General features: G+C 37.6%; 25 protein-coding genes. 14 read left to right on the top strand and 11 right to left on the bottom strand.

The window, feature by feature from the left end:
- The first annotated feature begins 171 nt into the window (after window positions 1-171).
- The 5 genes from NST97_RS08590 to NST97_RS08570 all read left to right on the top strand — a co-directional run bounded on the left by NST97_RS08590 (window position 172) and on the right by NST97_RS08570 (window position 6,408).
- Window positions 172-588, top strand: coding sequence for a GreA/GreB family elongation factor (locus tag NST97_RS08590; RefSeq protein WP_063387297.1), 417 nt, complete (start codon window positions 172-174; stop codon window positions 586-588).
- A 173-nt stretch (window positions 589-761) separates the two neighbouring features.
- Window positions 762-1,991, top strand: coding sequence for an ROK family transcriptional regulator (locus NST97_RS08585; protein WP_130158842.1), 1,230 nt, complete (start codon window positions 762-764; stop codon window positions 1,989-1,991).
- A 95-nt stretch (window positions 1,992-2,086) separates the two neighbouring features.
- Window positions 2,087-2,950 (top strand): Cof-type HAD-IIB family hydrolase, encoded by an 864-nt coding sequence (locus NST97_RS08580; RefSeq protein WP_094244621.1) that lies wholly within the window; start codon window positions 2,087-2,089, stop codon window positions 2,948-2,950.
- Window positions 2,951-3,082: 132 nt separating this feature from the next.
- Entirely contained in the window at window positions 3,083-4,858 is a 1,776-nt protein-coding gene (locus NST97_RS08575) for an IS1182 family transposase (protein ID WP_341343112.1), read from the top strand.
- A 56-nt stretch (window positions 4,859-4,914) separates the two neighbouring features.
- Entirely contained in the window at window positions 4,915-6,408 is a 1,494-nt protein-coding gene (locus NST97_RS08570; RefSeq protein WP_130158840.1) for a coproporphyrinogen III oxidase, read from the top strand.
- A gap of 767 nt (window positions 6,409-7,175) precedes the next feature.
- Here the strand turns inward: NST97_RS08570 and NST97_RS08565 are convergent.
- The gene (locus NST97_RS08565) at window positions 7,176-7,361 is read right to left on the bottom strand and encodes a YhzD family protein (protein WP_066248936.1); all 186 of its coding nucleotides are present in this window, start codon (window positions 7,359-7,361) and stop codon (window positions 7,176-7,178) included.
- A 177-nt stretch (window positions 7,362-7,538) separates the two neighbouring features.
- Here NST97_RS08565 and NST97_RS08560 point away from each other — a divergent pair, with 177 nt between their 5' ends.
- From NST97_RS08560 to NST97_RS08545, 4 genes are all read left to right on the top strand, one after another.
- The gene (locus tag NST97_RS08560) at window positions 7,539-8,777 is read left to right on the top strand and encodes a metallophosphoesterase family protein (RefSeq protein ID WP_327856399.1); all 1,239 of its coding nucleotides are present in this window, start codon (window positions 7,539-7,541) and stop codon (window positions 8,775-8,777) included.
- A 13-nt stretch (window positions 8,778-8,790) separates the two neighbouring features.
- Window positions 8,791-11,769, top strand: a complete 2,979-nt coding sequence (locus NST97_RS08555) for an ATP-binding protein (RefSeq protein ID WP_339197151.1) — start codon at window positions 8,791-8,793, stop codon at window positions 11,767-11,769.
- An 80-nt stretch (window positions 11,770-11,849) separates the two neighbouring features.
- Window positions 11,850-12,794, top strand: coding sequence for a 3'-5' exoribonuclease YhaM (gene yhaM / locus NST97_RS08550; RefSeq protein ID WP_066248928.1), 945 nt, complete (start codon window positions 11,850-11,852; stop codon window positions 12,792-12,794).
- A gap of 70 nt (window positions 12,795-12,864) precedes the next feature.
- On the top strand, window positions 12,865-13,059 hold the full coding sequence (locus NST97_RS08545) for a sporulation YhaL family protein (RefSeq protein WP_063387307.1): 195 nt from the start codon (window positions 12,865-12,867) through the stop codon (window positions 13,057-13,059).
- 272 nt (window positions 13,060-13,331) lie between these two features.
- On the opposite strand, the gene NST97_RS08540 is transcribed toward NST97_RS08545, so the two are convergent.
- Window positions 13,332-14,168: a peptidylprolyl isomerase gene (locus tag NST97_RS08540; protein WP_094244627.1), complete on the bottom strand. Its 837-nt coding sequence runs from the start codon at window positions 14,166-14,168 to the stop codon at window positions 13,332-13,334.
- 209 nt (window positions 14,169-14,377) lie between these two features.
- On the opposite strand from NST97_RS08540, the gene NST97_RS08535 reads away from it, so the two are divergent.
- Window positions 14,378-14,464, top strand: coding sequence for a YjcZ family sporulation protein (locus NST97_RS08535; protein WP_063387309.1), 87 nt, complete (start codon window positions 14,378-14,380; stop codon window positions 14,462-14,464).
- 63 nt (window positions 14,465-14,527) lie between these two features.
- Here NST97_RS08535 and NST97_RS08530 read toward each other — a convergent pair whose 3' ends face one another.
- A complete protein-coding gene (locus tag NST97_RS08530; protein ID WP_066248923.1) occupies window positions 14,528-14,707 on the bottom strand; it encodes a hypothetical protein in 180 nt (59 codons plus the stop codon).
- Window positions 14,708-14,830: 123 nt separating this feature from the next.
- Between NST97_RS08530 and NST97_RS08525 the strand changes: the two genes are divergently transcribed.
- Entirely contained in the window at window positions 14,831-15,169 is a 339-nt protein-coding gene (locus NST97_RS08525; protein WP_063387310.1) for a DUF1878 family protein, read from the top strand.
- Here the strand turns inward: NST97_RS08525 and NST97_RS08520 are convergent.
- From NST97_RS08520 to NST97_RS08485, 8 genes are all read right to left on the bottom strand, one after another.
- The gene (locus tag NST97_RS08520) at window positions 15,153-15,755 is read right to left on the bottom strand and encodes an HTH-type transcriptional regulator Hpr (RefSeq protein ID WP_066248920.1); all 603 of its coding nucleotides are present in this window, start codon (window positions 15,753-15,755) and stop codon (window positions 15,153-15,155) included. The genes NST97_RS08525 and NST97_RS08520 overlap by 17 nt on opposite strands.
- 295 nt (window positions 15,756-16,050) lie before the next feature.
- Entirely contained in the window at window positions 16,051-16,416 is a 366-nt protein-coding gene (locus tag NST97_RS08515) for a hypothetical protein (RefSeq protein ID WP_063387312.1), read from the bottom strand.
- A gap of 319 nt (window positions 16,417-16,735) precedes the next feature.
- A complete protein-coding gene (locus tag NST97_RS08510; RefSeq protein ID WP_063387314.1) occupies window positions 16,736-17,263 on the bottom strand; it encodes a tryptophan transporter in 528 nt (175 codons plus the stop codon).
- Window positions 17,264-17,345: 82 nt separating this feature from the next.
- Window positions 17,346-18,425, bottom strand: a complete 1,080-nt coding sequence (gene serC / locus NST97_RS08505) for a 3-phosphoserine/phosphohydroxythreonine transaminase (protein ID WP_063387315.1) — start codon at window positions 18,423-18,425, stop codon at window positions 17,346-17,348.
- Window positions 18,426-18,555: 130 nt separating this feature from the next.
- Window positions 18,556-18,978: an HIT family protein gene (locus tag NST97_RS08500; RefSeq protein ID WP_063387316.1), complete on the bottom strand. Its 423-nt coding sequence runs from the start codon at window positions 18,976-18,978 to the stop codon at window positions 18,556-18,558.
- A 690-nt stretch (window positions 18,979-19,668) separates the two neighbouring features.
- A complete protein-coding gene (locus tag NST97_RS08495; RefSeq protein ID WP_066248913.1) occupies window positions 19,669-20,880 on the bottom strand; it encodes an ABC transporter permease in 1,212 nt (403 codons plus the stop codon).
- On the bottom strand, window positions 20,864-21,613 hold the full coding sequence (locus NST97_RS08490) for an ABC transporter ATP-binding protein (protein WP_063387318.1): 750 nt from the start codon (window positions 21,611-21,613) through the stop codon (window positions 20,864-20,866). The genes NST97_RS08495 and NST97_RS08490 overlap by 17 nt, the downstream gene beginning before the upstream one ends.
- Window positions 21,614-21,724: 111 nt before the next feature.
- Entirely contained in the window at window positions 21,725-22,231 is a 507-nt protein-coding gene (locus tag NST97_RS08485) for an antibiotic biosynthesis monooxygenase family protein (protein ID WP_066248912.1), read from the bottom strand.
- 133 nt (window positions 22,232-22,364) lie between these two features.
- Here NST97_RS08485 and NST97_RS08480 point away from each other — a divergent pair, with 133 nt between their 5' ends.
- The 3 genes from NST97_RS08480 to hemH all read left to right on the top strand — a co-directional run bounded on the left by NST97_RS08480 (window position 22,365) and on the right by hemH (window position 26,624).
- Window positions 22,365-24,476 carry a transglycosylase domain-containing protein gene (locus NST97_RS08480; RefSeq protein WP_341343178.1) on the top strand — a complete coding sequence of 704 codons (2,112 nt, stop codon included), beginning with the start codon at window positions 22,365-22,367 and terminating at the stop codon, window positions 24,474-24,476.
- A gap of 127 nt (window positions 24,477-24,603) precedes the next feature.
- Window positions 24,604-25,644, top strand: a complete 1,041-nt coding sequence (gene hemE / locus NST97_RS08475) for a uroporphyrinogen decarboxylase (protein ID WP_144597114.1) — start codon at window positions 24,604-24,606, stop codon at window positions 25,642-25,644.
- Window positions 25,645-25,685: 41 nt separating this feature from the next.
- Window positions 25,686-26,624 carry a ferrochelatase gene (gene hemH / locus NST97_RS08470; protein ID WP_341343111.1) on the top strand — a complete coding sequence of 313 codons (939 nt, stop codon included), beginning with the start codon at window positions 25,686-25,688 and terminating at the stop codon, window positions 26,622-26,624.
- Window positions 26,625-26,629 lie beyond the last annotated feature (5 nt).

Below are 26,629 nucleotides of genomic sequence, written 5' to 3'. Positions count from 1 at the left end.
AAGAATATCAAATCAAGGATTTTATTGAAAAAAGTAAAATATTTGGTAGTCTAGAGTGAGATGTACTTTTTGTGCATCTCTTTTTTCATTTTCAAAATTGGAGGGAACAGATCATGAATCAAAGACTCATTTTCCATTTTTTTATTAAAGAAAAAGGAGGTGGCATATTTTATGAGCCATAGTACGCTATCCAGCTTAAAAACGGCATTGCGAGAACAATTAACGCTTTTTCAGAAACAACAAAATGACAGAACTTCTCCAATCGGCCGATTTTATATGAATAATCAAAAAAAGTTTTTGCAATATGTAAGGGAATTGGAACAGCTTTTTAATCAAGAAGATGAAGATATTTTCACAAAAGTTTTTATTGGGGCGACAGTGAAAATTGTATATTTGGAAGAAGAGGATGAAGAAACATATACAATCTGTTTTCCTGAAGAAGCTGATCCTGACCAAGGGAAAATTTCATTTTTATCTCCCATCGGTAATCAGCTGCTGCTTGAAATGAGAGGAAATTCGATTGATTTAGACATACCTGGAGGAAAAACAGCTGTTAAAATTTCTGAAATCCATTATTTAGAAAAATAAATTATGAAACATGAAAGGGGAGAAATCCCCTTTCATACTCTATTCATTACCTCTTTCAGCGTCGAGCTGTAGGAATTTCTAATAAAATATTACTTGCGAAAACCTTGATTCATTGAGATACTAAAATGTAAGGGTTTACATTACGAGCCTCTGTATATTTCGGGGTGGTTGTCATGAAAGATGAAAAAATTGTCGGCAGTTTCCAATTAATGAAATCATTGAATAAATCTTTAATTCTTAATACAATTCGGACACACGGATCGATTTCAAGATCTGACATTGCGAAAGAAACAAAATTAACACCTCCAACAGTCACAAATATTGTAAATGAATTGTTGGAAGAAGGATTGGTAAAAGAGTGGCAGACCGGATCTTCCAGCGGGGGAAGAAAACCCATTTTGTTGAAAATCAACTCATCAAATTTTTATGTTTTCGGTATTGATATCAGCCCGAGGGAAATCCGATTTGCCATCACGGATTTAAACGCTCAAACACTTTTATATAAAACAATCACCATGAAAGAAGAGATGACGAGTTCACGTTTGTTCCAAATGATTGCCAAACAGCTTTACATTATGATGGATGAAGCTTGTATAGAATTAAAAAAATTTGTAGGAATTGGCATCGGTATTCATGGCAGGATTGACGCAGATGAAGGTTCAAGCGGTTTTGCTCCCCAATTGCAGCATCGAAATGTACCGTTAAAAAAAGAGCTTGAAAAAGAATTTCGTCTTCCTGTCAAAATTGAAAATGATGTTCGTGCCATGGCAATAGGCGAAAACTGGTTTGGCAGCGGGGTGGGAATTAGCAATCTTGTATGCATTAAGATCAGTCATGGAGTTGGGGCAGGTTTGATTTTAAATAAGAAGCTGTTTCATGGAACGAACGGACTAGCGGGTGAAATCGGCCATATGTTTATAGAAAGCAGCGGTTTGAAATGTTCGTGTGGGAAAGACGGATGTTTAGAGGCGCTTGTTGGGTCTGAAGGGATAAAACAGCGTACATTAAACAAAATATCCCTTGGGTATAAAACGAAATTAATAGAACGGACAAACGGAATGATAGAAAATGTGAACGGAGAACTGATTTATGAGGCTGCATTAGAAGGAGACCTGCTTGCTAAAGACATTTTAGAGGAGACTGGCAGGTATTTAGGAATTGCCATCATGAACATTATCCATTTATTCAATCCAGAGCGTATTATTATTGGGGGCGGATTAGCAAAGGCAAAGAATTTTATTTTAACTCCGATTCAAGAAGTGGTTGAACAAAGAGCTTTGACAGAGCAAGCGAAAAAAACAGAAATTGTGTTGTCAAAGCTGGGAGATCAAGCGACGGTCATTGGCGCTGTTGCCCTAGTACTAAATGAAATGTTTTCTGTTCAATATGAATCGGTGTCATAATGTTTCCCCTTCCTTTAGTACACAAAAGTTCTAATTTGTCTCACAAGGACATATTTTCATAATAGAATTTAACAACAAGAGAAGGGGGACAACACATGCTCTACCGCTTGCTTGCCTTAAATATCGACGGAACGCTCCTCCGTTCAAATGGACGCCTTCAGCATTCTACGAAGGATGCGATAGAATTTGTTCAAAAAAAGGATGTATATATTACTTTGGTGACGAACCGCCATTTTCAATCGGCAAAAAAAGTTGCAAAGGCGCTCAAAATAGACAGCCACTTAATTACTCATGGGGGAGCGTTCATCGGAAACCGTTTAGATGAACCTCTTTATGTGAAGCGAATTTCAGAAGAAAAAACATTTAATATTGTGCAAGTGCTCGAATATTTTAATTGTAATATTCGAATCATTCATGAGCGTTTTTCGATCGGCAACCGGAAAAAAATCTCTTCAAATCTTGTAAGCAAAATGCTATTGAATTCGTCAGATCCGCTTTTTTATCCAATTCAATTTGTAGAATCTCTTGCTGATGCGTTAATTGATGAGCCAGTAGCTGCCCCAAAAATTGATGTATATTTTGATACGAAGGAGGAATTGAAAGAGGCGGAAAAAACGATACTTGATTCTTTTTATGATGTAGATGTGATCGAGATTCATGACGGAAAAATTGAAATTGTTCCAAAGGGAATATCTAAACTGAATGGCTTGCAGGTACTTGGCAATCATTTAGGCATTAAGCTGGATGAAATGGTCGCAATCGGCGACGGCCTTGACGACTTGGATATGATCCAGCAGGCAGGTTTGGGGGTTGCGATGGGGAATGCTCCGTTTGAAGTAAAACGGGCAGCAGACTGGATCACGAGGTCGAATGATGAACAAGGTGTTTCATATATGGTAAAAGAGCATTTCCGAAAACAATACCCAATTAAATTTTTAAATAAAATTAAAAACAGATAAGGGGCTGTCCGAAAAGTCGATTGAATCGACCTTGGGCTCAGCCCTTTTTTCTGTTTTTAGGGTACAAAAAAATCGTCCTTTTTTATAGAATGAAATTGACCAAAAAACATTCTACAGAAAGGACGATTTCTTATGAATAATCAAATGACTATTCAAGAAAATTATAACACGCAATTAGAAATGACTCTAGAGGGTATTCAAAAAATAGAGGTTCAAAAGAATAAGAAACGCAAAAAACTAGTTTTCCAACCTTATTGCAATCGTCAAGTCATGAGCATTTTAGATATCGAAATGTATATTCCTGAAAATCATGTCGCCCGTTTAGTGGATGAAATGGTGGAATCGATTCCGGATGAAGTGTTGTATACTCATTATGTTGGTGGGGGTCGTGCACCCTATCACCCTAAAATGTTATTGAAAGTGATTTTATATGCGTACACTCAAAATGTTTATTCAAGTCGGAAAATAGCGCAAATGGTGAAAGAAAATCTTCCGATGATGTGGTTGGCGGGATTGCAAACCCCTGACCATCGCACAATAAATGATTTTCGTAGTGTTCGTATGTCAAACATGATGGATTCTGTATTTGAACAATTTGTCCTTCAACTAGTAGAACAAGGACTTATCGACCTCGACCATATTTTTGTGGATGGTACGAAAATAGAAGCGAATGCCAACAAATATACGTTTGTATGGCGAAAATCCGTAGAAAAATATGATCAGAAACTACGAGCCAAAATTCAATCGTTTCTACAAGAAGCGCACCAAATCGCCTTGGAGGAATTAAAAGAAGAACAATTAGAAGAAGAATTAGAAAAATCATCGGCACAACTTTCTGAGAGAATAGAAGCTTTGGAAAAAGATTATAAACAGGAAGAAGACAAAGAAAGAAAAAAAGAACTTCGCTCTAAAAAATCCCAACTCACCAAACAACTGAAAACGATTCAAACGGATTATCTTCCACGATTACGAAAATACAAAGTACAAAAACAGATTCTAGGTGAACGAAATAGCTACTCGAAAACCGACCATGAGGCCACTTTTATGCGAATGAAAGAGGACCATATGAAAAACGGCCAACTCAAGGCGGGTTATAATGTTCAACTCGCCACACAACATCAATTTATCGTGGGATTTGAAATTTATCAAAATCCAGGAGATACTCGCTGTTTCCAACCATTTATGGAAAAGTTATTGGAATCGATGCCGAAGGAAAAGAAACTCAAGTATGTCATTGCCGATGCAGGATATGCGAGTGAAGAAAACTATTTATATGCGATTGGCGAAGAAAAAGAACCTCGTTTTGAATTATTAGCCCCATACCAAACCTATTTGAAGGAACAAAGTAAAAAGTTTAAAAAGGATTTATCAAAAGTACAAAACTGGAAATACATCGAAGAAGACGATTGCTTTATCTGTCCGAACAATCGGAAAGTCGTATTCAAGTATTATCAAAAAAGAAAAAATGCATCTGGATACATACAAGATTTGAAAGTGTACGAGTGTGAAGATTGTACGGATTGCCCGTTGAAGAATGGGTGTACGAAAGCCAAAGGAAATCGTCGAGTATATTGGAACACGATTTATGAAGAAATGAAAGCGAAAGCCAAAGCAGCTCTTGGTGACGAACAAAAGGCAGCTCTTTATGCGAAGCGTAAAGTGGATGTCGAAAGTGTGTTCGGTAACATCAAGGGCAATTTGCGTTTCACTCGATTTCTGTTACGGGGGCTTCATAAAGTCCGAACAGAATTCGGGATTGTGGCAATGGCCCACAACATACTGAAATGGGCCGCAAATTCCCAAACCAATTTCAAAAATAAGGAAACAGAGCGAATGGAAAAACTCATTGTTTTCTCCATTCGCTCTGTTTTTATGGACTTTTTAGACAAGCCCTTTCGTATTGACTGAAAAAATCCCCTTTAGTACACTATAAGGAGTTTTATTCTATTCGACAAGGTGATCACATGCGCATTCAAATCAGCGGCATAAATGATGAACGTTTTATGCGGCCTCTTCAGTTAATATCTAATTTGTTTTTTGAAGAAGCCGAAATTTTTTTAAAACCTTCTGAACATGATATCGAAGCATTATTCAATTTCGAATTCAGACAAAGTGATTTTCGGTTGGCTTGCGAGCTAAAAGCAGAAGGAAAAACGTATGAAGCTTTTTTAGAAAAAAGCTTTACCGCAACAGATGAAAAAGAACAATTCAAACAAATGAAGCAGGCGGTATTGAATGTTTATGTAACAGCTCTTCAACAGTATACGGGAATTACGCAAAAATGGGGGATTTTAACAGGTGTCCGACCCACTAAGCTTTTTCATAAAAAGAAGCTTGAAGGAAGAAAAAATGAAGAAATTTATAAACAATTAAAAGAAGATTTGCTCGTATCAAATGAAAAAATTCGCATCATGGAACAAATTGTAGAAAAACAATTAACTGTTGTTCCTGATCTTTACAATTTGACAAAAGAAGTAAGCATTTATATCGGCATTCCTTTTTGCCCGACAAAATGTGCATATTGTACCTTTCCTGCCTATGCTATTGGCGGCAAGCAAGGAAAAGTTGATTCTTTTCTCGGCGGTCTGCATTATGAAATGAGAATGATCGGCGAATGGTTAAAAGAACGAGGCATCAATATTACGACCGTTTATTACGGCGGAGGGACACCGACAAGCATTACGGCAGAAGAAATGGATATGCTTTATGAAGAAATGTATACATCTTTTCCAAATGTTGATCGCATTCGGGAAATCACAGTAGAAGCCGGCAGGCCGGATACAATTACAAGAGAGAAGCTGAATGTTTTAAAAAAATGGAACATAGACAGAATCAGCATTAATCCTCAATCATATATACAGGAAACATTGAAAGCAATCGGAAGACATCATACAGTTGAGGAGACGATTGAAAAATTTCATTTAGCTAGGGAAATGGGCATCAACAACATCAACATGGATTTAATTATTGGACTGCCGGGGGAAGGGTTAAAAGAATTTGAGTTCACCCTTGAGGAGACAGCCAAATTGATGCCTGAATCATTGACTGTCCACACGCTTTCCTTTAAGCGGGCATCGGAAATGACAAAAAACAAAGAAAAATATAAAGTAGCTGAACGAAGCGAAGTAGAAAAAATGATGAATAAAGCGGTTGAATGGACAAAGGCAAATCATTATGAGCCTTATTATTTGTACCGGCAAAAAAATATTTTAGGAAATTTAGAAAATGTCGGATATTCCCGGAAGGGTTATGAGAGTATATACAATATAATCATCATGGAAGAAATGCAAACGATTATCGGATTAGGCTGCGGGGCATCAAGCAAATTGATCGACCCGGTTTCCCGGGAAATCACTCATTTCGCCAATCCGAAAGATCCGAAATCGTATAACGATGGCTTTAAACATTATACAAATGAAAAAATCAAATTGCTAAACGCTCTTTATGGCGAAAATTGATAATTTTACGCTCCACAACGTATCGGGTCGTGTTGAAAGGAGGGCCCGATAGAAAACAAGAGCTTGGGAACGTCGAAAATGGAGAACGATTTCCGTATTTCCCTAAAAACACTTTAGAACAAATTTTAATAGATGAGATCGCGAGACTTAATCATAAAAGCGATTGCGCCATTAGCCTGCAACAAACGTAGCCGGCAGACTTCAGACAAAACATACAAAAGCAAGTAGAGAAATACGAGCTATTCTCTACTTGCTTTTATTTTTAGGACTTCTTGGACAGCCTCTGATAAATCTGTTTCATCATGTTAGCTTTAAATTAATGGGATGATATTGAAGGGGGCTCTGTGAACAAAATGGGAGATAATAAGATGTTCATCATAATTGGAATAGTCGGTCTTTTAGCTATTACTTTTTCAAATTTAGTTCTTAAACATGATGTCGTCGCGACCATTATTAGCATTGTTGTGATCGGGATTTTAGTGAGCTCCAGAACCAAAATCATCCTAATTTTTGAGAGGCAGTTTTGGAAAGAAAAATGCCCCCCACAAAATGCAGGGGACTAGGAAAAAACTGATTTTAGATGCCCACTACAATTTTTCCACACGGGTAAATGGCTAAAAAGCGTCATATCCATTTAGATATTTTAAATTAGCCTCATAAAATTTTGGGAGCAGGATGAATATAGCGGGCGGCTTATGCCGCGCAGTATTTTTGTTGTGAAAGACTTCCCCTGTCATTGTTTTGTGGACTGTCAATCCTGTTAAGTTTTAGCGATGAAATAAAACAAGCCGGCCAGAAGAAGTAACTAAGCGATGCGCGGTATTTAAACATTGATGCTCCTTCAATATTTCTGAACCGATTTCTTTTGCCTCTTGTTCTGAATTTGCTTCAAACTTTTCATTTAAAAGCAGTTCTCCTTTGTTTGTAAACGCAGTTAAAAAATATGTCGGCATTTCAAACATCCTTTTTTAAAAAATATATTTCTTTTTCCTGAAAAAAAATCCTTTCAGCTTTTTTTAAAAAATTTTTTGGCAGGGGGCCCGGGTACCGGGATGTATTTTTTCACATTAAAATGATATAATATGGAAAAGCAAACGTACGTTCCGGAAACAAGTGAAAAGAGGGAGACTATGACTCGCCGCATAACATTTATACATACGGCAGATTTGCATTTAGACAGTCCGTTCACAGGGCTTGAGCATTTGCCGGAAAGCATCTTTAAAAGAATTCAAGAAAGTACTTTTACGGCATTTGAACGTGTAATTGAACTGGCGGCAAAAGAAAAAGTCGATTTTATACTGATCGCAGGAGATTTGTATGATGACGAAGACCGCAGTTTGAAAGCCCAGTTGAGATTAAAGAAACAGTTTGAACGGCTCAATGAAGAAGGCATCCAAGTTTTTATTATTTTTGGAAATCATGATCATACAGGAGGTAATTGGGTTCATATTCAATGGCCTGAAAACGTTCATATTTTTTCCGATCGTGATGTAGAATGTATACCGTTTGTCCGCGACGGAAAGGTTTTAGCCAACATTTACGGCTACAGCTATCCAACTCGTTCGGTTACAGAAAATATTGTCTATAAATTTCAAAAAAGAAGCGAAGCGCCGCTTCATATCGGTCTTCTTCACGGCACCGCGTCAGGGACGGAAGGACATGAGCCGTATTGTCCTTTTACGATTCAAAATTTATTGGAAAAAGATTTTGATTATTGGGCTTTAGGACATATACATAAACGGCAAATTTTACATCGTTCCGACCCTCCGATTATTTATCCGGGAAATATTCAAGGCCGCCATAAAAAAGAAACGGGAGAAAAGGGAGTGTATCTTGTAGAATTAGCAGAAGGCGGGAAAAGCGCGTACCGATTTGTGCCGGTATTTGACATACTTTGGAATGAAATCAAGCTCTCTGTAAATGAAATAGCTGCTGTTGGCGAGCTATATGATCATATTCGAGCGGTAAAGGAACAGCAGAGACGAAATGGCTCGGCTCTTTTGACAATTATGCTAGATGGAGCTTCATCATTGTTTTGGGATCTTATGGATCAGGATCATTTGGATGAGCTTGCGCAAATATTGAATGAAGAGGAAGAAGGAAAGAACGAATTCGTTTGGATTGTTTCCATTCAGCATCAAATCGTGCCGAGCGACGACTTTTTCTCCTCCTCTTACATTTCGAAAGATTTTGAACAAATTTTGGATCATTTTCATCAATTTGACGAAGCGATGGAGCCTTTATATAAAAATCGTTTATTTCGGCGTTTCTTTCAATCTTTCACAGAAAATGAAAAAGAAGAATTGATAAAAGAAGCGAAAACAATGATTTATTATGAGCTGTTTAAGCAAGAATGGAAGCGGTCGTAAAAAAGGTGATAAGATGAAAATAAAAGAACTGCATATTTATGGCTACGGAAAATTTGCAGATAAAAAAATTTCATTTTCGGATCATGGCATACAAGTCATTTACGGTTTAAATGAAGCCGGAAAATCGACGCTGATGTCTTTTATCCATAGCATGCTGTTCGGATTTCCCGTTAAACAGCATCCGGATAAACGGTTCGAACCGAAAGCGGGCGGAAAATACGGCGGGGCATTAATCATTGAATGTGAAAATTTCGGAACAGTAAAAGTGGAGCGCGTAAAAGGGAGAGCCGCAGCGGGGGATGTAACTCTTTATTTCCAGGATGGACGGACAGGAGGGGATAAAGAGCTGGCTGAAATTTTAAAAGGAACCGACAGACCAACATATCAAGCGATTTTTTCCTTTGATTTATTCGGGCTGCAAAAAGTGTATGAGCTGAATCGTGAGAAGCTGGGAAAATATTTATTTTTAACAAGTGTATTCGGATCTGATCAGTTATATCGTTTAGAGGAGAAACTGCAGAGAGAGCAGGAGGATTTGTATAAACCGAACGGACGAAAACCGTTGCTGAACAGATCGTTAAATGAACTGAAGGAGGACTTTGCAGAACTGCAACATGCAAAAGAACAGCAGCGCGCTTACAATTTTTTGATCAAAGAAAGGGACAGCTTAGAGAAGCAGCTGAAGGACTGCCAGAACGAGAAGGTGATGCTGAAAACAGAACGGAAAAAAGTGGAAAAACAAATAGCAGTTCTTCCCCTTTTGGAAAGACGGAAAGAATGCTTGCAGCTGCTAAAAGATTTTCCTGACGGCATTCAATTCCCGGAGGACGGGTTTGTTCGGCTGGAAAAGCTTTCGGCAAGAAGAGACGAAGTTTTAGAACAGCTGGGAAGGGTGCAGGAAAAAGAAAAGGGGATCGAGGATTCCTTATCAGCCTTGAAGATCGACGGCCGTCCAGCTGACGAGACAATATTTGAGGAATTAAAAAGTCAATTTCCCCTCATCCAAAAACAATTAGAAGAACAAAAACTTTTCATTGTTCAACAACAAATGCTGGAAGGACAGATTCATGAGGAGCTCATCTATATTTTCGGCCATCAAGATGAAAATGCTATAAAAAAAATCGACACATCTGTTCGCATGAAGGAAAAAATAAAGGATGCTGCGAAGAAATATGAACAATTATTTCAAAGAAAAAAGCTTCTCGATGAACAATATGAGCGTGCCCAATATTCGCTGGAAGAATGTGAGCGCCGCATAAAAGAATACGAATCTTTTCTGCTTGATCCATCTGAAAGGGAAAGATTAATAGAGGAGCAGTCAGCCATAGAACAAGAAATGGCGCAAACGGCCGACAAACATTATTTAAAAGAGCAGATTGCCCAGTTAAAAGCAAAAATCAATGAAAGAGAAAAAAAGAATCGGGAAAAATTAAAAAAATGGAAAATTCTCACTGTATCTTTGCTATCTGTTTTTGCGTTTGCCATTGTTCTTTCGTTTGTTTATAAGAATTGGCTGTTTTTAACAGCGTTTCTTCCATTCATCATTGTTTTCTTTTTCTTCCGTCCACAGGATGATGAGCTGTTAAAGCATTTACAAAATGAGCATGAACAGCTTGTGAAAAAACTTGATAAACAAAATGATTCCCGAATCTTGGAAAGAACGTCGCGTTTGAAGCATATTAAGGAAATATTATGGAAGGATCAGCAAGTCCGCCAAAAAATTGAGATCGAGAAGATGAATTATAAAGGTAAAGAACAAGCTTATGAACGGATTCTTTCGTTATATGACGAATGGGAACATGAAAAGTATCAATTGCAACATTTAATTTTCCCGTTTTATGAACATTTTCATCTTCCGAAAGAAGCCGAAGGATCACAATTGCTTGAGCAGTTTGAACGCATCGCAAGCTGTCAAAAGCTGATAAGAGAAAAAAGAATGTTAGAGGAAAAAGTTCGTTTGTATGAAGAAAACTTAAATCAGTTTAGAAAAAAGTTTGATCCTTTGTGTGAATATTATAACATTCGTGCCGACTCAATTGAGAAACGCTATTCAGAACTGAGAAGAATAATGGAAGAAAATATAAAGAAACGATCGCAAAAAGAGGCATTGATGAAGCAGCTAAAAGAGGTTCAAGAGGAAAAAACAAAATTTCGTTTGACCTTTCAAAGCATTGAAAGAGAATTAGAGAAGCTGTTTCAGTCAGTCGGAGCAGCAAGCGAGGAAGAATATAGAAAAATAGGAATGCTCAAAAAAGAGAGAGAAAAAATCGAAACCGAATTAAACTGGATTGAAGGGCAGCTGCGAACGAAAGGATTATTGACATCAAGCGATATGAACGATTATCAAAATGAGAGGGCTTTGAAAGAGCGAGAAACATTTCTTGAGGAAAAAGAAGAAGAACTCGAAAAAATGGAGGATTCTATCCGGAAGAAATTAGCGGAAACAGAAATAGAGATTAGAAAAATAGAACTATCAGGTCTATATTCTGAGTTGAAATATTCGTTTGAAATGAAGCGTTCTGTAGCAAAAAAGCTTGCGAAAAAATGGGCGGCAATGGCAGTGGCAAGAGAGATGCTGAAACATACGACGAATTATGTTCGAAATGAAAAAATGCCGAAGTTGTTGCATAAAATGGAATATTTTTTCCGAATAGCAACGTCTGGGGAATACGAAAACATTTATCTGGCGGAGGGTTCGCCTTCTTTCTCAGTGAAAAGGAAAGACGGGCTTGTTTTTACGGCTGAAGAACTGAGTCAAGGAACAGCTGAACAACTGTACACGGCGATCCGGTTTGCGCTGGCAGAAAGCATGCAAAAGAGAATTCATCTTCCATTAATGATCGATGACAGCTTTGTGAATTTTGACCATTTGCGCATAAAAAATATTGTGAGTATTATGAGACAGCTGTCGGATCATCATCAAATGCTGCTGTTTACTTGCCATCAGCATATATTATCTTACTTTCAAGACGAAGAAATCATTTACTTATAAAATATATTTGTTAGACCGTCGCACATTTGGTTCGTATGCTATACTATAAGTTACGAGGCGGAAAGTGGAAGGAGAATACGATGGCTAAAGGAATTATTCATTACAATGTTGGGGAGCAGGTAGATCTTTTTTTGCTGATAAAATCAGTAACAAAAGGTATTGCAAGCAATGGAAAACCTTTTTTAACGTTAATTTTGCAAGACCGTTCCGGGGAAATTGAAGCAAAACTATGGGATGTGAGCAAAGAAGATGAAGAAAATTATCTGCCTCAACAGATTGTTAAAATATTTGGCGATATCCATCATTACAGGGGAAGAAATCAACTGAAAATCCGCAACATCCGATTGGCAGAGCCGCATGAAAATTTAAATGTACAGGATTTTGTAGAAAGAGCGCCATTATCTCAAGAAGAAATGGTTGAAAAAATTACGAAGTACATATTTGAAATGAAAAATCCAAACATTCAACGGATAACAAGATTCTTGATGAACAAGCATCAAAGCGCTTTTCTCTTATATCCGGCGGCGACGAAAAACCATCATGAATATGTATCAGGCCTTGCCTATCATGTTGTTTCCATGCTTGATCTTGCCAAAGCGATTGCTGACTTTTATCCGAGTTTAGACAAGGATTTATTATATGCCGGGGTCATACTTCATGATCTTGGCAAAGTAATTGAGCTGTCGGGCCCCATTTCCACTTCTTATACAGTTGAAGGGAATTTGCTTGGGCATATTTCCATCATGGTAAACGAAATTGGGGAAGCAGCGAAGGAACTTGGGATTTCCGGCGAAGAGGTCGTCATTTTGCAGCATATGGTATTGAGCCATCACGGGAAACCGGAATGGGGAAGTCCGAAAATGCCGATGGTTAAGGAAGCGGAAATTCTCCATCATATTGATAATATCGATGCAAAAATGAACATGCTGGACCGGGCGCTTGAACGAGTCAAGCCGGGAGAATTTACGGAACGGATTTTCGCTCTGGACAATCGCTCATTCTATAAACCGTCATTTCATCGATAGAGAATCATAATATAGAGCCCCTTGCATAAAATGAAATAAAAAAAGCTTGTCTATGCAAGGAGGAGATGGAATGACGTTTCTGCCGTGGTGGGTATATTTATGTATTGTTGGAATTATTTTTAGTGCATATATGGCATATAAAACAGCTAAAAAAGACAAAGAAATAGAAGAAATTTTTATTGAGCGGGAAGGAAATGTATATATCGAAAGAATGAAAAAAGAAAAAGAAAAGCGAGCGAAAGAAAAGATGACATCTGCAAATTAGAAACTAAATTGTGTCAGCTTTTCTACTATGCTTTCAATTTCCTCTATCCGACCAGCGGGAGCGCGACGATTTTCGGAAAAACATCATCAAACAGTCAAAAGACATCAGACAAAACGTGAGCTGCTTTAATCCGGATAAAAAGATCCATTGTCAACCCGGCAAAGCTGGTGCAGGTTGATAAAAAAACATTTATATACGCTCACATGTTTTGAATGCTAAAAAGGGGGGACGAAGCTTTGCTTTTAGTCCCCCTTTCTTCTATATGCCATATGTTAATTTTGGGTTTCAAACAAATCTTTTAGATCTTTGTCGTTTACTTTTACATCTGCGTTTTTAATTGCTTTGTCAATAGCTTCCTGCATCAATGACGGATCAGATATTTTCTGTTTTTTGACATCTTCTTTCAGGCTGTCTTTCATTTCTTCGAATGGTTTTACCGTCTGAGTGATTTTAATAATGTGGTAACCGTATTCTGTTTTAACAGGATCGCTGATTTCTCCTTCTTTTAATTTAAATGCCACATTTTCAAATTCTTTCACCATCTGGCCTTTGCCAAACCATCCAAGATCTCCGCCGTTGGAGGCAGATCCGTCGATCGAATATTCTTTTGCCAAATCCTCAAATTTTTCGCCTTTATCAAGTTTTTCTTTTACTTCTTTCGCTGTTTTTTCATCTTCCACTAAAATGTGGCTGGCGCGTACTTTTCCTTTCAATGAATCATAATATTCTTTTAAATCTTTATCTGTAATTTTAATATTCGCTTCTGTTGCCTTCTTGCGTAGCAAGTCGACCTTCACGATTTGTCTCAAAACCTTGTCTCCGTATTGCTGAGCAATTAAATCGTACTGGGAGCCGTACTGCTGTTTCATTTTTTCGAGCTCTTCATCAATTTCTTTGTCGGAGACTTTAAATTTTTCGCTTAATACTTTTTCATGCACAAGTTCTTGTAAAACATCTTTACCAAAACGGTTTTTCAATGCTTCATAAAATTCGTCCTTCGTAATATCTCCGGCTTTTGTTTCAACGACCGCATCATTTGCACCGTTTGAACATGCATTCAAAGCGAATAAGCTGGCCGTTGCGATAACCGCTAATGCAAATTTTTTCATACTTTACAACTCCTACCTTTTTTTGTCTATCTAAAACAAATATACTCACATTTTGACATGAAACTATATGATTTGCAACTGTTTGTCCAAGTAATGGAAAAATCGTTTCGAATTTGGGTTAAGAAAATTCCAGTAAGAAGGACAAATGCCTATGCGAAAAAAAGAACAGTGCATACGATAACGTAAAGACACAAAAAGGGGGTGTCGTGATGAGCGGAGGATATGGTGGAGGCTTTGCGTTAATCGTTGTATTGTTCATCTTACTAATTATTGTTGGTGCTGCTTGGATCTATTAATGGTTTCAAAAAAGTCGGCAGAAGAGGTTTTCTGCCGGCTTTTTTAATGAAGTAAAAAAACTTTTAAGTAAAGGAAATTTCTATGTATGATGAAATTAGTAAAATGGTAATTAAGACATTAATGGTGCGGAATACGTTTGACTGTTTTTCTTCAGGGAGTTCACGAATGGAACAAAGAGCAGTTGTCAGTTTGTTTATATAAAATAGAATGAAGACGGCAAAAATGATAAAATATAATAGCATTTGAAATCCCCCCTTCCATTCATACCTATTACAATATCAAAATAATGACAAAAAAGATAGGGTTATGGGAAATTTTTGGGGAGTTTTCAGCCCCCATTATGAACCGAAGAAAGATGTGATGGAATGAAAGATTTAGAAAGAAGACTGGAAACTCTAGAATATTATATGTCTTTGTTTATGAAAATGATGAATATTGAAATGTATCCTTTCTACAAGCTCGTGATGGAAAAAGGGCTTATGAAGGAGGAAATAGAAGAGGTTTTTCGCATATGCGATGAATTAGCAAAGGAGCATAAGGAGCAAAAAGCGCAAGGATTTGTATATTTTGAAAATCTCCTTACGCTTTTTGCCGGACAGCTGACGCCAAAGCTGGATGTCAATGAAACGATCGATGCCCTTTATTTACAAGGGCTGTATACTGAATTAATGAAAGACTTAAAACGAACTATTGATTCACTGTAGTTTTTAAATAAGAATGTTCCTCCACATCTTTCTTTTTCTTGATTTTTCCGTCTTCAATGACAAAGTCATTTTCGATATTATTGAATGAGCGTTCAAAAATTGTCATGAAATCGTCTCCGTAAATGTTTCGGATAATTGCTGTAATTTCGATCATTTCAGGAAATTTTCCGTATAGATTTTGCAGCGGAAGCGCGCCTTTCAGAACGGTGTTTTTGGATGGATCATAATCTTCAAGAAGCTTAAGCAGCACTTCCTCTCCTTTTTCTGTTAATTGTATGTAAGTATTTCTTTTATCATTTTCTTTTTTGGAAAATTTTAAATAACCGCGTTCTTCTAATTTTTTCGAAAAGTTGAATGCCGTCGATACGTGCATGACCCCAAATTTTGCGATTTCTGAGATCGAGGCTCCTTTTAAATGATAGGCGATCCATAATATATGATGTTCATTGATGTTTAAATCATATGGTTTAATCCAGCGCTGCCAATCCTTTTCAATGGATTTCCAAAGCGCTTTGCTTAGCTGAGCGACACGCTGGCTGAACAGAAGTGCATCTTTTATCGTATAGCTGTCGAGCGATCTCTTCAATTTTTCCACCTACTTTGTATAATACTAACATTTTTAATATCTTCTATTATGCCAATAAAATAAAGATTTATAAAGATGTAATTTACGAAATTTTTAAATAAATAGTGAAACACTAAAAATAGTACACATAGAAGCGGTAATAAATTTTGCGAAGAATGATGAGAACGATCAAGATTTTCTATACTGTAACAATTTTTCATGATTATAAATTATAGCAAAAAAGAATTGACACCCTGCCAATTCTTTGACATGCTTAATATTTTTAATTGTAAAAGGCTTCCGCAAACTTGAAGCGTCAGTTTCTTTCTTTTTTGATTTGATCTTCTAGCTCTGTTAATTTATCTTTAATCTCTTTTACATGCAGCTCCAAATTTTTTTTATTCGGATCAATTTCCATCTGCCATGCTTGAATGGACCGATTGACATCTGCAGCGACTTCTTTAGCAATTTGCAAGCCTTCTTTCGCTGATTGTGCGATTTGCTTTTTTAACGATTTCCCATCAGATTTCAAGTCTCCAAATATGTTTTCAAGCTTATGCAAATTGCATCTGGTTTTTTTTAAAACATTGCCGTTCCTCGCTTGAGCCGTAATCAGTGCAGCTGCTCCGGCAACAACACCGCCGACGAAAAATCCATATAGAAAAGATTTGCCTTTTGACATTTTTACCACTCCTATAGTTCCTTGTTTTCAAAATCCGTCAATAAAAACATAGCCTTAGTTGAAGATGCATAAACTAAAAGTAAGGGAGGGAAATTATGGCGGGTGTTATTTTTTTATTTTTTATCATTAGCATGTTGTTTCTTGTAGGAGCTTTTTATAATTTGAAGTTAGCCAATTCTGCGAGTTCATATCCTCCAAAACATCTTCTGAAAAAGAGGGCGTCAGTTTTAGCGATTGGCGGATTAACGTCACTTTTAATAGCTTTTCTTCTTTATTATATACAATAATAAAACCCGATCATAGATCGGGTCAATCTGTTTTATTTATTTTCTGATAGAACGTTAGAACGTTTAAGAATGCTTTCAACAATGGGATAAATAATCACCATTGCAATTGTATTGATAACTGTTGCCGGCAATACAACCGCAAGGAACAATGCAGTAAATCCGGCGCCTCCTGGGAGACCTACAAGTAAGAGCGCTGCTAAAAGAAACACTGTGCCGGAAATTAATGTTCCTATGACTGTTAAAATTCCCGCCCTTGCTATTGCTTGTTTGAGTGGTTTTAAGGCTAGAAATAGAAAATATATTAAAAATGCCGTCAAAATTTTATCAATAATATTCGGAACGAGTCCGCCGGGAAAACTGGTTGTCAATCCGGATAATATGCCAGTTGCAATGCCCAGCAGACCGGCGTTTGTCATCCCAGGAAACAGGAAAATTCCTAAAAACATCATCAACAGCATCATATCCGGCTTCATCCCGTTAAATATGGGCGGAACAATCGCATGAAGAGCAACGCCGATGGCGACAAATAAAGATAAAATGACTAATTCTTTCGTTCTCATCTCTAAACTCTCCTCTTCTGTTCTCATCTTTAATAAACTTTCCACTATTATAGCGTATGATCGTTAAAGTTAGGATAGGCTTTTAATGTTTTTTTCTGAATTCTTTCATAAACTGGGCGAGCTTTTCACATGCTTCAATCGTTACCGCATTATAAATGGATGCACGGCAGCCACCGACAGAACGATGACCGGATAGACCTATTAATCGATTTTCTTTTGCCTCTTGAACAAACGCTTTTGTCAATTCATCAGACGGCAGCGTAAATGTTACGTTCATGAATGAGCGGCTTTCTTTTTCTGCATGTCCTTTGTAAAAGCCATCGCTTTCGTCTATAGCGTTATATAATATTTGAGCTTTTTGTTTGTTTCTGCGTTCAATTTCAGCTACTCCGCCTTGTTCTTTTACCCATTCCAACACTAGAGAAAGCATGTAAATGGCAAAGGTCGGTGGAGTGTTATATAAAGAGTTTTTGCTTGCATGTGTTTGATAGCTCAAAATAGTTGGTACATTTTTATTTGCTTTTTCAATTAGATCTTTTTTAATGATGACAACAGTGACTCCGGAAGGTCCTAGATTTTTTTGCGCCCCTGCGTAAATGAGATCGAACTGTTCGATATTCAGCTCTCTGCTCAAAATATCGCTGGACATATCCGCAATCAGCGGTGCATTCGTGCTTGGGAACTCATGCCATTGCGTCCCAAAAATTGTGTTGTTTGACGTAATATGCAAATACGCAGCATTTTGGAGCGAATTTGCCTCGAATTGTTTTGGGATGTGTGTGTAATTTGACTCTTTGCTTGATGCCAACACATTTGTTTCACCAAATTTTTTTGCTTCGCTTAACGCTTTTTCAGACCATGCTCCGCTTAAAATATAATAGGCGATATTTTCATTATTCAAAAAATTCATCGGGATCATGGCAAATTGCAGACTTGCCCCGCCTTGTAAAAATAACACATCATACGAATCAGGGATATTAAGCAATTCTTTCAATAAGCTCTTGGCATTGTTGTGAACCTCATCATACGCCTGGCTCCGATGGCTCAGCTCCATGACGGACATGCCTGTATGATTGAAATTCAACAGCTCGCCTTGAGCTTTTTGTAATACTTCGACTGGTATAGCTGCTGGTCCTGCATTAAAATTGTATACTCGATCCACGATTCGTCCTCCTTTTAACACATTTATAAAAACATCCTATCATGAAAAAAGGAGAGGGGAAATAAAAAATTTTGTGTCGGTTAGAAAACAGTAAGGATCCTGTTGTTAGGATCCTTTAGCCGTTTATTTTTTATTGCAATCCGCCTTTTATTGTTTCAGCAAGCTGTGCAAGATCTTCTGGAGTATAATCATTTTGATGGGATTTCCATACTATGCCTAAACCATCTTCTTTTCCGTGCCGAGGAATTATGTGCATATGGTAATGAAACACTGTTTGACCGGCTTCTTCGCCATTGTTATTGATTAAATTTAATCCTTTTGGATTCAATTGTTTTTTTACCGCCTTTGCGACCTTCGTAACAGCTTCAAAAAAGTTTCTTGAGATGTCAGGTGTGAGCTCGAAAACGTTTTCTTTATGTACTTTTGGGATGACGAGTGTATGTCCTTTCGTTACCTGCATAATATCCATAAAAGCTAAAACGTGTTCATCCTCGTATACTTTTGCACAAGGAATTTCTCCGTTAATAATTTTACAAAAAATGCAATCGCTCATAATGACACTCCCCGCAATTTTTTTCTTTATTTTACCACGTGTTGAAAATGAAAGAAAACATAAAAAGGAACGAACATAAGTCCGTTCCTTTGAAGAGGGGTTTCAATGCACATGTTAAAAAAGCGATTTAAAAGTGTCTTTCGTCAACACCCCATTTTCAAATAATGAATGGTATTCCTTTTTGACACTTTAAACTTTTGTTAGAACACGACATGAAAAAATTTTAATGACAAACATCTGTTTAAGTGTGTTGTCACCCTCTTCAGTCAATAGCATACCCACTAATTTATTTTTTATGTTGTGTAAAATAAAAAAATTGAGCGTTTTTTGATGATAAATATCAAAAGGCGTTTAACGCCTCGGGAAGCTCTCAGCATTGTCATGAATTTTTTTTAAATTGGCGGCATAAGCAAAAAGCGTTAAGTCAAAAAAACCGCTCGCTCTTAAAAAAACAATCCGGCTCCGTAAGAGAAATTTGGCTTTGTGAAATGTTTTTAGCATTCGCAGCCATCTGCCAAAACAGGTTGCTTGGAAAATGAACGCTTTTCCTCACGGTCCAAATGAAAAAGAGCTTCCTGTTGAAAATAAATTAGGACGCTTCCTTAAATGCCATAAAGTTTATTCAAACCGTCCATGAAAAACGATAAAAAACAGATGTCCAAGAAGGTTCTTCCGTTCCGATCCATTCCTTTATCGTGCCAAAAACTTTCCCGAAAAGTACATATAAACAAAAATATATGCAAATAACGCATTGACTGCCAGCTGGACGCCGACAAATAAAATATTCGTTTGCGTTAATAAAACAATGGTAAGAACGGCTAGCTCAATGAAAAGAATGGTAAAAAGAAGGCGTAAAAAGCTTTTTTTCTTTACATTTTGTGGAACTGGATATAAGTCAGCGATAAAAAGAGCATCATAATGCTTGTATAAGCTCGTTAATTGAATTCCGGTTAGGAAGAGAACAGCTGCCGGCAAAATGATGCAAGATACAAGTGACAAAGGCAAAAAGATGCTGACAATAACGCCGATCATCAATAAGCGGATAAACAATCCGAAATAATCTCCTGAACGAATGAAGGATCTGGAAAACATATATAAAAATACATTTGATTGCTTGTAAGGGATGAAAGACAAAATCCAGTCCATCCATTTCCGTCTTTTTGCTTCAGCCTTCAGTTTCGGCACATCAGTAAACATATTGGCCAATCTATAAAATGATTGCAATTTGCGATTTTCCTGCAAAATTAAAAATTCCCACTGCAGCGTTTTGTTCCTCGTTATCTTGAAGAAATAAATGGTTACCAATGCCATCATGCCGTAAATAAACAGGGACAGCATGCTTTCCTTAACAGCCAAATAAATTACCGTGAAATTGACAGCATATCGGACAAACTTATCCATTATCTGGGATAACCGCTCCGGAAAATGCGTCATTTTCCATTGAATCCACAAATTCCAATATTTAATAACCGTAAGCTGGAAGATAAGGAATAAATAGTTGATGCCTTCACCTTCACCGCTTTGAAAATATAAAGGTGCAAGAATGATTAGGCATACGATCATTTGGACAGTCTGAAGGATATAGCTGTATATAAAAGCACGCTGAAAATAATGGTTTAATCCTTTTTCCATAGGCAGTAAAAAGATGATGTCAGGTTCTTTTAATAACGTGCGCACTTGCGAAAAAGTTACCGTTAATGCTAACAAGAGTGCCATTAAGAATGCTGATGGAAAATGAGGTGGAAGTTGATCAAGCCATTGCTGATACGCATAAGCTCCTCCGCCTAATAAAAACATAATCACTAAAAGCAGATGATCGTTCAGCATATAACGCAAGTATGTTTGTGTTTCTTTTATATGTGCTGCCAAACGGGCAGGCCAAATATCATTGATTGATCTCATCGTCTTGCTCCTTTGTCAGCCGAATATAAAGATCGTCCAATGTTGCACCAGGCATATTGAATTGCTCCTGCAGCTCAAGTTTAGTTCCTTGAGCCCGGACGGTTCCGTTGTGCAAAATCACAAAAGTGTCACAAAACCGTTCTGCATTTGCTAAAATGTGGGTTGACATTAAAATGCCAGCACCTTGTTTTTTCGCCTGATTCATGAGATCAAGCAGGGCGTGAATGGCTAACGGATCCAGCCCGACAAACGGTTCATCAATTATGTAAAGGGATGGCTGAACTAAAAAAGCGCACATAATCATGACCTTTTGTTTCATCCCTTTAGAAAAATGTGCCGGAAACCATTTCAACTGCTTTTCCATTCGAAATGTTTTTAAAAGAGGATCGAGCCGCTCGTTAAATGTCTCTTCACTGATCCCGTGCGCCATAGCCATCAATTGCAAATGCTCAAATAACGTCATTTCTTCGTATAAAATAGGGGTTTCAGGAACAAAACTAAATTGCTTTCGATATTGCACCGGATCTTCCTGAAATGTTTTGCCGTTAATTTTAATAGTCCCGTCACTTGGCTCCATCAAACCGATGATATGCTTGATCGTTGTGCTTTTCCCCGCACCGTTTAATCCAATTAAACCGACCATTTCATTTTCGTTTACAGTGAATGAAACATTTTTTAAAACAGGCTTATTTGTGTACCCGCCGGTAATCTGATCTACTGATAATAAAGTCATATTTTCCGCCTCTCCCCTTTATTTTTTTAAAATTAAATGAGGCTTAATGTATTTAGCCGTTTCAACGATTTTTGCATGTTTTGATCCATTCTTCTCTCTTTCCATTTTAAATCATTCCTTCTCATCTTTTACAATATAATATTTCTTTACTCGGAGTGGAGAAGGAAAAATGAGTTTATCGCTCATCCCTAAAGCTTTTTTAAAGTGGTTAGCAAAAGCTTCGTTTTGATCCCATTTGTTAAAATCTTGTTCTGTCTCCCATAAAGTGAAAATGATATAAGTGTTTTTGAAAAGAGGGCGGAGAACTCTTAAGGCAACAAAGCCCGAATGGCTTTCAATGAATCGAGATAGCTCTTTAAATTGCTGTTCAAATAGAGGTTTTCCTTCATCTGTAACAGATATATAGGTAAACACGGCAAACCCTCCATCGCTGCAGATGCTTCCTCTTTTATCAATAATTTCATATTTTTTGGGTTCTTTAAAAATTGTTGTTCCTTTTGTTTCATGCATAAGGACGGCGCTTTCACCGTCATGCATGAATAACATGCATTCTGCTAGATTATTTTTTTTGATTTTGCTTAAATATTCAATAGTGCCGAAAGCTATATAAACATTCATAACAGTCACCTCGCACGAAAATCACTTGATAATTTGCGAAAAAAGTTAAACATGTTACATACTGTATCCAAAATTATACAATACTAATTATGGGAGTTAAACAGAGGTGAAAACATTGTTGAAAAAAATAAAGATGATCTCGGGAATCGTTTTAGCTGCTGCTGTGTTAAGTATTATCGCATACTTTGCCATGATTTGGATAGGCGCTATCGTTGTGGATGAAAAAAAGCTTGTTTTGCATTCTGCGACCTCTTTGATCGATCAAGAAGGACGGCCCATTACGAAATTATATTTAGAAAACAGAGAGATCATCGATATTGATAAAGTTCCGAAGCATGTACAAAATGCTTTCATCGCTGTTGAAGATAAAAGGTTTTATGAGCATCACGGCATTGATTTTCGGGCAATTTCAAGGGCGCTGTTCAAGGACATTGCTGCTTTCAAAAAAGTAGAGGGCGGCAGTACAATCACCCAACAGCTCGCCAAAAATGTTTTTTTAACAAACGATAAAACGGTTTTGAGAAAAATGACAGAAGCTATCATTGCCATTTATCTTGAACAGAAATATAGCAAAAGAAAAATTTTAGAGATGTATTTGAATCAAATCTATTTTGGACATGGCGTATACGGCATCCAGTCTGCATCAAAATTTTTTTTCAATAAAGATGCCTCTGAACTGACTATTGAAGAAGGGGCGCTGCTAGCCGGCCTGCCGAAGGCTCCAGCAGCCTATTCTCCGATTTTGCACCCAGAAAAAAGCTTAGAAAGAAGAAATGCGATATTAACCTTAATGGAGCGCGAAAACTATATTTCTCCGGAGCAAGCTGTCAGAAGCCAGGGGAAAACATTAGGTCTGAATATTCATAAAACGGAAGATAAGCCTTGGCTGTCCGCCTATATTGACATGGTATTTGAGGAAGCGGAAAATAAGTATCATCTTTCAAATGAAGAACTCCTAAAAGGCGGATATAAAATTACCGTTCCGATCAATATCGATGTTCAGGAAAAAGCATTCAAAGTTTTTAAAGAAAAGGCTTATTTTCAAGGTACGAAAGATGATGCTCAAGGCGCTTTTATTTTATTAGATAATAAAACAGGCGGTGTGCTCGCTGCGATCGGCGGGCGAAATTATGTTTCCAAAGGATTTAATCGATTGACAGCGAAGCGCCAGCCGGGGTCAACGTTTAAGCCGATAGCTGTATATGCTCCGGCAATGGAGGAAGGACTTTTTCAGCCTTATTCTCTTCTAAAAGATGAGAAATTGGATTATAAAGGATACTCTCCAAGCAATTACGATGGACGTTATGATGGACATGTAACCATGTTTGATGCGCTCATTCATTCAAAAAATGCTCCTTCTGTATGGGTGCTCGATAAGCTTGGAATCGATAAAAGCAAAGAGTATTTAGAGAAAAACGGGATTTATATTGAGGATAAAGGACTGGCGATTGCTTTAGGAGGACTAAAGTACGGCGTGTCGCCGTTTGATTTGGCAAATGCATACAGAACTTTTGCCAATAATGGTCAATACAGCAAGCCGTATTTCATACAAAAAATTGTGAATGCCAACGGCGATGTAGTGGCAGAAGTAAAAAAACAAAAATATCAAGTTTTTTCTCCGCAAACCTCGTGGAATATGACGAGGATGCTGGAGCAGGTTGTTAAAGAAGGAACTGTCAAAGCGGGACAATATGAAGGAGCTTTAGCTGGAAAAACGGGTACGACATCATTTCCTGGAAAAAAGGGCGCCGTGATGGATGCATGGTTTGTCGGATATACTCCTGACGTGACGGGGGCAGTGTGGATCGGATATGACCGGACAGATGAAGAACATTTTTTAAAGGGTGGGAGCGATTATCCAACGAAAATGTTTAAAAATATTTTAAGCGGTTTGAAATTTGAGGAAAAAACATCCTTTACGATTCCGAAAAAAGCGAAAGATTTAGAAAAACCAATCAGGCTTTCACGAATCCCTTCGCTTTCCGCCACATATCAATTTCACGCACTTCAATTATTTAAAGTGACATTAAAATGGCCTGCTCAAGATGATGACCGGGTCGTATACCGAATTTATGAACGAAGCGGAGAAAGCAAGAAATTGGTCGGATCTGTAAAGGGAAAAGGAGAATATGAAATACCGTATATTAACATTTTTTCAGAGCATTTTTATCAAGTTGTCCCTTATAATCCGCAAACCCATCAGGAAGGGGAAGGTACTGATTTTGTCAGCCCGCGCTGGGAATAACAAAATGCTGGAAAGATCTTTCGTCGATTTTATGACATTTCCCTTATATTCCTATACAATCGGGCACGGGAAGAGGTATAGTTTAAAAAGAGTATTAGAAAGGAATCGTTTTTAAAGGGGGATTTACATGGATAGGAAGAAAAGCTTTAATGATACTTTTTTAAAAGCGTGCAGAGGCGAAGCGGCGGACTATGTTCCTGTTTGGTATATGAGGCAAGCCGGGAGATCCCAGCCTGAATACCGGGCGTTAAAAGAAAAATACAGCTTATTTGAAATTACTCATCAACCAGAGCTTTGTGCATATGTCACTAGACTTCCTGTCGAGCAGTACGGGGTTGATGCCGCAATTTTATATAAAGATATTATGACGCCGCTGCCTGCCCTTGGAGTTCAAGTTGAAATTAAAGCGGGAACAGGGCCTGTTATTGAAAATCCGATCAGGTCGCTGGAGGATGTAAAAAAACTTGGTGAAATTCATCCTGAGGAAGATGTTCCATATGTTTTAGATACGATTAAGCTTTTAGTCAATGAGCAGCTGAATGTTCCGTTGATTGGATTTGCCGGAGCACCATTTACTCTTGCCAGCTACATGATTGAGGGAGGCCCTTCCAAAAATTATAACAAAACAAAGGCATTCATGTATGCTGAACCAGAAGCTTGGTTTCTTTTAATGGAAAAGCTTGCCGATATGACCATTACATACGTGAAAGCGCAAATTGACGCAGGGGTTAAAGCGGTGCAAATTTTTGATTCATGGGTCGGAGCATTAAATGCTTCTGATTATCGATATTATATTAAGCCGGTGATGAACCGCATTTTTTCGGAATTAAAGGAAAAAGAGGCGCCGCTTATTATGTTTGGAGTGGGAGCAGGACATTTAGTAAAAGAATGGAATGATTTGCCTTTAGACGTGATCGGTTTAGATTGGCGTCTGTCGATTTCTGCTGCCAGAGAAATGGGGATTTCCAAAACATTGCAGGGAAATCTTGATCCGGCAGTTTTGCTTGCGCCGTGGGATTTTGTAAAAGAACGGGTAAAGGCTATTTTAGAAGAAGGAATGAAACAGCCAGGTTTTATTTTTAACCTTGGACATGGCGTCTTTCCACAAGTAAAACCGGAAACATTAAAAAAATTAACGGAATTTATTCATGATTATACGCAAAAATAGATCGAAAAAAATGATCAACTTGAATTTTGGAGGTGCACGTAATGTCGAAGAAAAAAATGGGTTTGTTAGTGATGGCATATGGTACACCATATAATGAAGAGGATATTGAACGCTATTACACCCACATTCGCCATGGAAGAAAGCCTGATCCAGAAAGTCTGGAAGATTTAAAAGAACGATATAAGGCGATTGGAGGCATTTCTCCTCTTGCTAAAATAACAGAAGAACAAGCGAAAGGATTAGAAAAGCATTTAAATCATATTCAAAATGAAATAGAATTCCATATGTATTTAGGATTAAAACATATTGAGCCGTTTATTGAAGATGCAGTTGAACAAATGAATAAAGATGGAATCACTGAGGCGGTCAGCATCGTTTTAGCTCCGCACTATTCGACCTTCAGCATTAAGTCGTACAACGGCAGGGCAAAGGAAATTGCAAAAAAACTCGGAGGGCCTTCCATCACTTCTATCGAAAGCTGGTATAAAGAACCGAAATTTATTGAATATTGGGCTAAACAAATAAAAGAAACGTACGCGAAAATGACTGAAGAAGAACGGGAAAAAGCTGTATTAATTGTTTCAGCACACAGTCTGCCGGAAAAAATTGTTCAATTAGGGGATCCTTACCCAGATCAATTACAAGAAACAGCTGAATTAATTGCAAAAGAAGCCGGAGTGCAGCATTTTGCTGTTGGCTGGCAAAGTGAAGGCAATACTCCGGAGCCGTGGCTCGGACCAGATGTTCAAGATTTAACAAGAGATCTGTTTGAACAAAAAGGATACCGGACGTTTGTTTATGCTCCAGTAGGTTTTGTGGCTGATCACTTGGAAGTTCTATACGATAACGATGTCGAGTGCAAGGCAGTAACAGACGAGCTTGGAGCAGCTTATTATCGTCCAGAAATGCCGAATGCAAAACCTGAATTCATCGATTGTTTAGCTACAGTCGTGTTAAAACACTTAGGAATGTCAAAATAAGAAGG

Source organism: Aeribacillus sp. FSL K6-1305 (assembly GCF_038050115.1).
Lineage (GTDB): Bacteria > Bacillota > Bacilli > Bacillales > Aeribacillaceae > Aeribacillus > Aeribacillus composti.
This window is presented reverse-complemented; position numbering and strand designations above follow the sequence as displayed.